Consider the following 7986-nt stretch of genomic DNA (forward strand, 5'->3'; position numbering starts at 1 on the left):
TGAAAAGCTGCCTCACTATATGGTACCTTCATACTTTGTACAGCTGGAGTCCATGCCACTGACACCGAACGGCAAAATAGACCGCAAGGCATTGCCAGCACCCGAAGGCAGCCTGCAAAGCGAAGGGGATTATATAGAACCACGCACAGCACTGGAGCAGATGTTGGTTTCGGTGTGGCAGTCGGTATTGGGTACGAAGAGAGTTGGGATTCTGGACAATTTCTTCGATCTGGGCGGCGATTCAATCAAAGCGATTCAAGTATCCTCCCGATTGCTGCAAGCTGGCTACAAGCTGGAAATGAAGGATCTATTCCAATATCCTTCCGTTTCGCTGCTGAGTGGTCACGTACACAAGGTTAGCCGTACAGTCGATCAGCAGGTAGTGTCCGGGGCGGTTCAACTGACCCCGATTCAGCAATGGTTCTTTGGACTATCCTCAGCGGAGCCGCATTATTTTAACCAGTCGGTGATGCTGTATAGAGCACAAGGCTTTGACGGAACTGCACTGCGTCAAACGGTGGTTAAAATCACCGAGCATCACGATGCGTTGCGCACCGTTTTCCGTCAGACTGAGCAGGGGTATGAAGCATGGAACCGTGGCTTAAACGAAGGTGAGCTGTATAGTCTGGACATTGTCGATTTGACGAATGTAGCAGACCCCGAAGTTATGATGACGGCGATGGAAGCGAAAGCGAATGCCATCCAAAGTTCGATCCGTCTGGATGAAGGACCACTGTTGAAGCTGGGATTATTTCATTGTGCCGATGGGGATCATCTGTTAATTGCAGTTCACCATTTGGTGGTAGATGGCATTTCATGGCGGATTGTGTTCGAAGATTTTGCAACCGGGTATGAACAGGCCGTTCAGGGAGAAGCCATTCGTCTGCCATACAAAACGGATTCATTCTCCGCTTGGGCAGAGTGTTTGTCCCGATACGCGAATAGTCCGGCCATGGAATCGGAACGTGAATACTGGCAGAACCTTGCCCAAACGGAACTCGCATCGTTACCTAAGGATCATGAGAGAGCGGAAGGACAGCATTCTCTGTTGAGAGACAGTGAGACCGTGACAGTGGCCTGGAGTGAGCAGGAAACACGACTATTGCTTCAGGAGGCACACCGGGCGTATAACACAGAGGTCAATGATCTGCTGTTAACTGCACTCGGCACAGCATTGTACAACTGGAGCGGTCAAGAGCGCGTGCTGGTCAATCTCGAGGGACACGGTCGGGAAGCGATCATTCCGGATATCGACATCACACGTACGGTGGGATGGTTTACAAGCCAATATCCGGTGCTGCTCGATGTTGACGGAAAGGTAGAAGTGGGACAGCGAATCAAGCGGGTGAAGGAAGATTTGCGTCATGTACCGCACAAGGGCATTGGCTACGGTATTTTGAAATATTTGTCTCAGGATGCGAACCTAGAAGCATTGACGTTCCAACCCGAAGTCAGCTTCAACTATTTGGGACAATTTGATCAGGATGTGGACAATAGCGATATCGTGTTTTCTTCTCATAAGGGCGGAGAGCCGATAAGTGGCAGCTTCCTTTTGGAGCAGCCACTTAATATAAACGGAGCAGTCACGGCGGGCGTATTGACTCTGGAAATTCGCTATAACAGCAAAGTGTATCACAAAGAGAATGTGGAGAAATTCGCAGGCTTGCTTCAGGAAAGCTTACGGGAAATCATAGTTCATTGCGCTTCCAAAGAACAGAGCGAGCTGACGCCAAGTGATGTGCTGTTCAAAGGCTTGACGCTGGAGCAGTTGGAACAACTGGCCGCGCAAACAGCCCATGTGGGAGAACTGGAAGATGTTTATACGCTCTCGCCTATGCAAAAGGGAATGCTTTTCCATAGTTTGATGGAGCCGGAGTCGGGCGCGTACTTCCAGCAGGTCTCGTTTGATTTAATGGGTAGCTTTGACATGAATGTTTTTCGTAAGAGCCTAGATGTGTTCATACAGCGGCATGAGGCGTTGCGGACGAACTTCCATACCTTGCAGGATCAGGAGCCCTTGCAGTTGGTATTCCGTCACAAAGACAGTGAGCTTTCCTTCGAGGATCTGCGCAATATGGAGGAAGCGGAGCGAAAGACGTATATCCAGAGCTTTAAACTGCAAAATCAAGCTCGAGGCTTTAAACTGGATACCGACACGCTAATGCGCATAAAGGTTTTGCGGACAGGAGAAGAAACGTATCACTTGGTCTGGAGCTTCCACCATATTGTGATGGATGGCTGGTGCTTGTCGCTGGTCACAGGTGAAGTGTTCGGTACGTACTTTACGCTTCTAGAACAAAAGCAGCCGGAGTTTACAGCGGTCACATCTTATGGAGAATACATCAAATGGCTCGAGCGTCAGGATGAACGTGCGGCAAAAGACTACTGGAGCAGCTATCTGGCAGGCTTTGAGCAGCAGACTTTGCTACCTGGAAAAGATGTCTCCCGGAAGGAACAGGCCGAAGACGACGAAGAGTATTTAACATCTTCAGCAGCTAAGTCATCTGAATATATTCCTGAACAACTAACGCTTGAGCTGGACAGTACATGTAGTGAAGCCATGCACCGGATTGCAAAGCAGCAGTGGGTCACGATCAATACGCTGATACAGAGTATATGGGGCCTCATTTTACAGAAGTACAACAATAATGAGGATGTAATTTTTGGTAGTGTCGTTTCTGGTCGTCCGACTGACATCAATGGCGTGGAGAACACGATCGGTTTGTTTATTAATACGATCCCGGTTCGGATTCAAAGCGAAAGGAACACCACCTTTGCAGAAGTCATGCGGAAAACGCAGGAACAGGCACTTGCTTCGGGGAGGTATGACAGCTTCCCGTTGTATGAAATTCAGGGGTTGACCGACCAGAAGCAGAACTTAATCAATCACATTATGGTATTTGAAAACTACCCGGTGGAGCAGCAGGTCGAACAGATTGGAGAGGTACAGCCGTCTGCTTTTGAGATTACGAATGTAGAGGTTGTTGAACAGACGAATTATGATCTGGACTTGATGGTGATACCGGATGAAGTGTTCAAAATCATATTCCGATATAACGCCAATGTGTACGATCGGGCTACGGTGAAGCGCATGCAAGGACATGTGTTACATGTGATCGGGCAAGTTGTAGAGAATCCACATATTCGAGTTGACGAGCTGGAACTGGTGACACCTGAAGAGCAGGCGCAAATCCTTGGGGTTTGGGGAGAGACGGTAGTAGATTATCCGCAGAATCAGACGCTAAGCACACTGTTTGAGGAACAGGCGGCGCGAACTCCGGATCAGGCGGCCGTGCTGTTCGGAGCAGAGACGCTGACCTACGGTGAGCTGAACGAACGGGCAAATCGTCTGGCACGGACGTTACGTGCGGAAGGAGTGGAAGCGGATCAGCCTGTAGGCATTCTGGTACAACGCTCGCTGGAGATGATCGTGGGTATTTATGCGATTCTCAAAGCAGGTGGAGCTTATGTGCCGATTGACCCGGAATATCCAGCGGATCGTATCCGTTTCATGCTGGAGGACTCGGGAGCGAGATTGGTATTGACGCAATCGCATCTGGCAGAGCAGGCGAGTCTGAGCTTTGACGGCAAGATGCTGATACTGGATGGCAAAGATATTTATCATGAAAATGGTTCGAATCTGGAACCATTAGCAGGGCCGCGTCATGTAGCTTATGTCATCTATACCTCTGGTTCGACTGGAAAACCGAAGGGCGTGATGGTCGAGCATCATTCGGTGATCAACCGGGTCTTGTGGATGCATGATCGGTATGGTTTGAGTGAGGAAGATACGATTTTGCAAAAAACCGCCTTTACGTTCGACGTATCGGTATGGGAGCTGTTCTGGTGGTCGATTGTCGGCTTGAAGGTGAGCTTGTTGTCTGTTGGCGGTGAAAAGAATCCCGAGGACATCATGGAGACGATTGCGCGCGATGGTGTGAGCACGATGCACTTTGTACCTGCGATGCTGCATGCGTTCCTAGAGTATGTAGAGCAGCAGCCACTGAAGGTCGTGCAAGCAAAGCTTGGCACATTAAAACACGTGTTTGCCAGTGGCGAAGCGTTGCCGCCGCAACATGTGGCGCGTTTCCAACGCCTTGTATCAGGTATCGCTGGAGCGAAGCTGATCAACCTATACGGACCGACGGAAGCCACGGTGGATGTATCGTATTTCGATTGCGAGCCAACCGAAGCGTATGCAATTATTCCAATCGGGAAGCCAATTCAAAACATTCGTCTGTACATCGTGAAGGAAGGTACGGAACAGTTGCAGCCGATTGGAGTTGCGGGTGAACTGTGCATCAGCGGTGTGGGTGTGGCACGTGGCTATCTAAATCGTCCGGAACTAACTGCTGAGAAATTCGTTGCCGATCCGTTTGCGAGTGGCGAAGCGGGCTATGAGCGCATGTACCGCACTGGAGATTTGGCGAGATGGATGCCTGACGGCAATATCGAATATCTGGGCCGGATCGACCATCAGGTGAAAATCCGTGGTTACCGGATTGAGTTGGGCGAAGTCGAATCGCAGTTGCAGAAAGTAGAGTTCGTACGGGAAGCGGTTGTTATAGCTCGTGCGGACGAGGCAGGTCAAAAGCAAATGGTGGCGTACTATGTGGCTGGACAGAACATTGACGTAAGTGAGCTAAGAAGTGAGCTGGGCCGGAAGTTGCCAAGCTACATGGTGCCATCGTACTTTGTACAGCTAGAGCGGATGCCGCTGAGTCCAAATGGAAAAATCGACCGCAAAGCATTACCAGCACCGGAAGGCAACCTGCAAAGGGGAGTAGATTATACAGAGCCGCGTACAGCCCCGGAACGGGCATTGGTGGCGGTCTGGCAGTCGGTGCTGGGTGTAAAGACCATCGGTATTTTGGACAATTTCTTTGACTTGGGCGGGGATTCGATCAAGGCGATCCAAATTGCATCCCGTGTATTCCAGACAGGTTATAAGCTGGACATGAAGGATTTGTTCCAATATCCAACGGTAGCAACACTGGCTCCGCATATTTGTGAGGTCAGTCGGATCACGCATCAGGGAGAAGTGAGTGGAGAAACAGTTTTACTCCCGATTCAGCACTGGTTCTTTTCGCAGGAACGTGAGCGTCCGCAGCACTTTAATCAGGATGTAATGCTTTATAACGCCGCAGGCTTTGATGAGACAGCGGTTCGCCGGGTCATGGATAATATCGTGAAGCATCATGATGCGCTACGTACGGTTTTCTACAAGACCCCCTCCGGGTATGAAGCTTGGACACGCAGTGTAGAGGAAGGATCGTTGTATACGCTGGAAACCACAGATTTTCTTGAACTGACGACGTATACTGAGAAACTTGAAGCGAAGGCGACTGAAATTCAAAGCAGCATCAACCTGGCCGAAGGACCTCTGGTAAAGCTTGGTTTGTTCCGTTGTGCCGATGGCGATCATTTGTTGATAGCTGTACACCATTTAGTGATAGATGGGGTATCGTGGCGGATTCTGTTTGAGGATTTTTCCACGGGCTATGAGCAAGCAATCAAGAACCAGCCTGTGCAATTTCCACTCAAAACAGATTCCTTCCAAACCTGGGCACGAGAGCTGTCAGCTTATGCTAACAGTCCAGCCGCCGAATCTGACGGAATATACTGGCAGCAACAGGAACTGGCCAAAGCGGAGGCAGCCTCACTACCTAAGGATTTTGCCTATGAAGACTCCTTGAACTCGGACAGCGAAGTGCTAACGGTAGAATGGACGGAAGACGAAACACAGCAGCTCTTGAAACAAGCGCATCACGCCTATAGCACGGAGATCAATGATCTGCTCCTGACTGCGCTAGGTTTGGCGATTCATAACTGGACGGGAACAAATCATGTGCTGGTGAATCTGGAAGGTCATGGTCGAGAAGCGATCCTTTCCGATGTAGATATCACACGTACGGTTGGCTGGTTTACCAGTTTGTACCCGGTACTGCTGGAAACGGGCTCAGGGCTGACGCTGGCACAGCGGATCAAAGAAACGAAGGAAGGCTTGCGCCGGATTCCGCATAAAGGGCTGACGTACGGCACTTGGCGCTATTTATCCGAAGCGGCCGCAGAGAAACATGGACGTACAATTTTAGCAGAACCGGAAATCGGCTTTAACTATTTGGGTCAGGTGGATCAGGATTTGCAAAACAACAGAATTATGTTGTCCTCCTATGGAGCAGGCGAGACAGACGATCCCCAATCGAAATTGCCGTACACGCTGAATTTGAACGCGCTGATCTCAGAGAGTACATTGCGATTGACTATCGCTTACAGCCGCAAGCAGTATCGTAAAGAAACAATCGAACACGTGGCGGGATTGCTGCAATCCGCTTTGCAAGAAGTGATTGTGCATTGTACCGCTCAGGAACAGCCGGAGCTGACTCCGAGTGATGTGTCCTTCAAGGGCTTGACGATCGGTGAGTTAGAGCAAATGGCTGAGAAAGCTGCACCAGTAGGTGAATTGGAAAATGTATACGCGTTGACACCGATGCAGAAGGGTATGCTGTTCTATAGCCTGCTGGATTCGCAATCCGAGGTGTATTTTGAACAGTCCTCCTTTGATATGAAGGGACAGTTTAATATCGCTGCGTTTGGAGCAAGTCTGGATAGGCTGGTTCAGAGACATACAGTTTTACGGACGAATTTCTATAGCGGCTGGAAAGAGGAGCCTCTTCAGGTCGTGTATCGGCATAAACGCAGTGAGCTATACGTAGAGGATTTACGGGATGCGCAGGAAGAGGAGCGAAACGATTATATCCGCGAATTTACGCACAAAGACAAACAAAGAGGCTTCGACTTGGCGCAGGATGCCTTGATGCGTGTTGCTATTTTACGCACGGGTGAGGATTCGTATCGTTTTATATGGAGCTTCCATCATATTGTGATGGACGGTTGGTGCTTGTCGCTATTGACCAATGAAGTGTTTGCGAGCTACTTTGCAATTCTTGACAATAAACAGCCGGAGCTAGCACCTGTAACGCCGTACAGTCAGTATATTGAATGGCTAGAGCATCAGGATCATCAGGAAGCTTCACATTACTGGATCACATACCTGGATGGGTATGAGGAGCAGGTTCATTTACCTCAAGCTAATATGCAGAGCAAAACAGGTTATCAGGCGGAGCGGCTTGATTTTGATCTGGGGATAGGCTTGACAACCCAAATTCAGAGGATTGCCCAGCGTTATCAGGTGACGATCAATACGTTGATCCAGACGGTGTGGGGGATATTGCTGCAAAAGTATAACGGTACAGATGATGTTGTGTTGGGTAGTGTCGTCTCTGGACGCCCCGCAGATATTCCAAATGTAGAGCATATGATCGGTCTGTTCATTAATACGGTGCCTGTACGCATTAGCAGCCGTAAGGAAAGTCTGTTTTCAGCAGTGATGCAGCAAATTCAGGAGCAATCTATAGCTTCCCATGCCTATGACACGTATCCGCTGTATGAAATTCAGAGCTTGTCAGAACTCAAGCAAGATTTGATTAACCATATTATGATTTTTGAAAATTATCCGGTGGAGAAAGAAATTGAACAGCTGGGTGATGATAAGCAAGCAAGCTTCACGATTACGGGAGCAGAGTCGATTGAGCAAACGAACTATGATTTCAATTTGATCGTTATGCCAGGACATACAATCCAGATGAGATTTGGCTACAATGCACAGGTCTTTGAACACGAAGGTATAGAGAAAATTCAGGGGCACCTGGTGCAGCTGCTGGAGCAGGTAACGGCGAACCCGAATATTCCTGTACGTGAGCTGGATGTATTGACCGAGCAAGAACGCGAGCAAATCCTGCGCGTGTGGGGAGATACGGCGGCAGCGTATCCAAGCGAGCAGACAATTCACGGTTTGTTTGAAGCGCAGGCTTTGCAAACACCAGAGCAGGCGGCCTTGTTCTTCGAGGGAGAAGAGCTGACCTACCGCGAGCTGAATGAACGAGCCAACCGATTGGCTCGTACCTTACGGAGTCATGGCGTGAC

General features: G+C 49.4%; 1 protein-coding gene. It reads left to right on the top strand.

Features of this window, described 5'->3' with window-relative positions; translation table 11 throughout:
• Positions 1-7986, top strand: a 7986-nt coding sequence (locus AC6EJC_RS26555; protein ID WP_444956495.1) for a non-ribosomal peptide synthetase, incomplete at both ends; no start/stop codon positions are given.

The sequence above is a fragment of the Paenibacillus sp. TY11 genome (assembly GCF_059772165.1).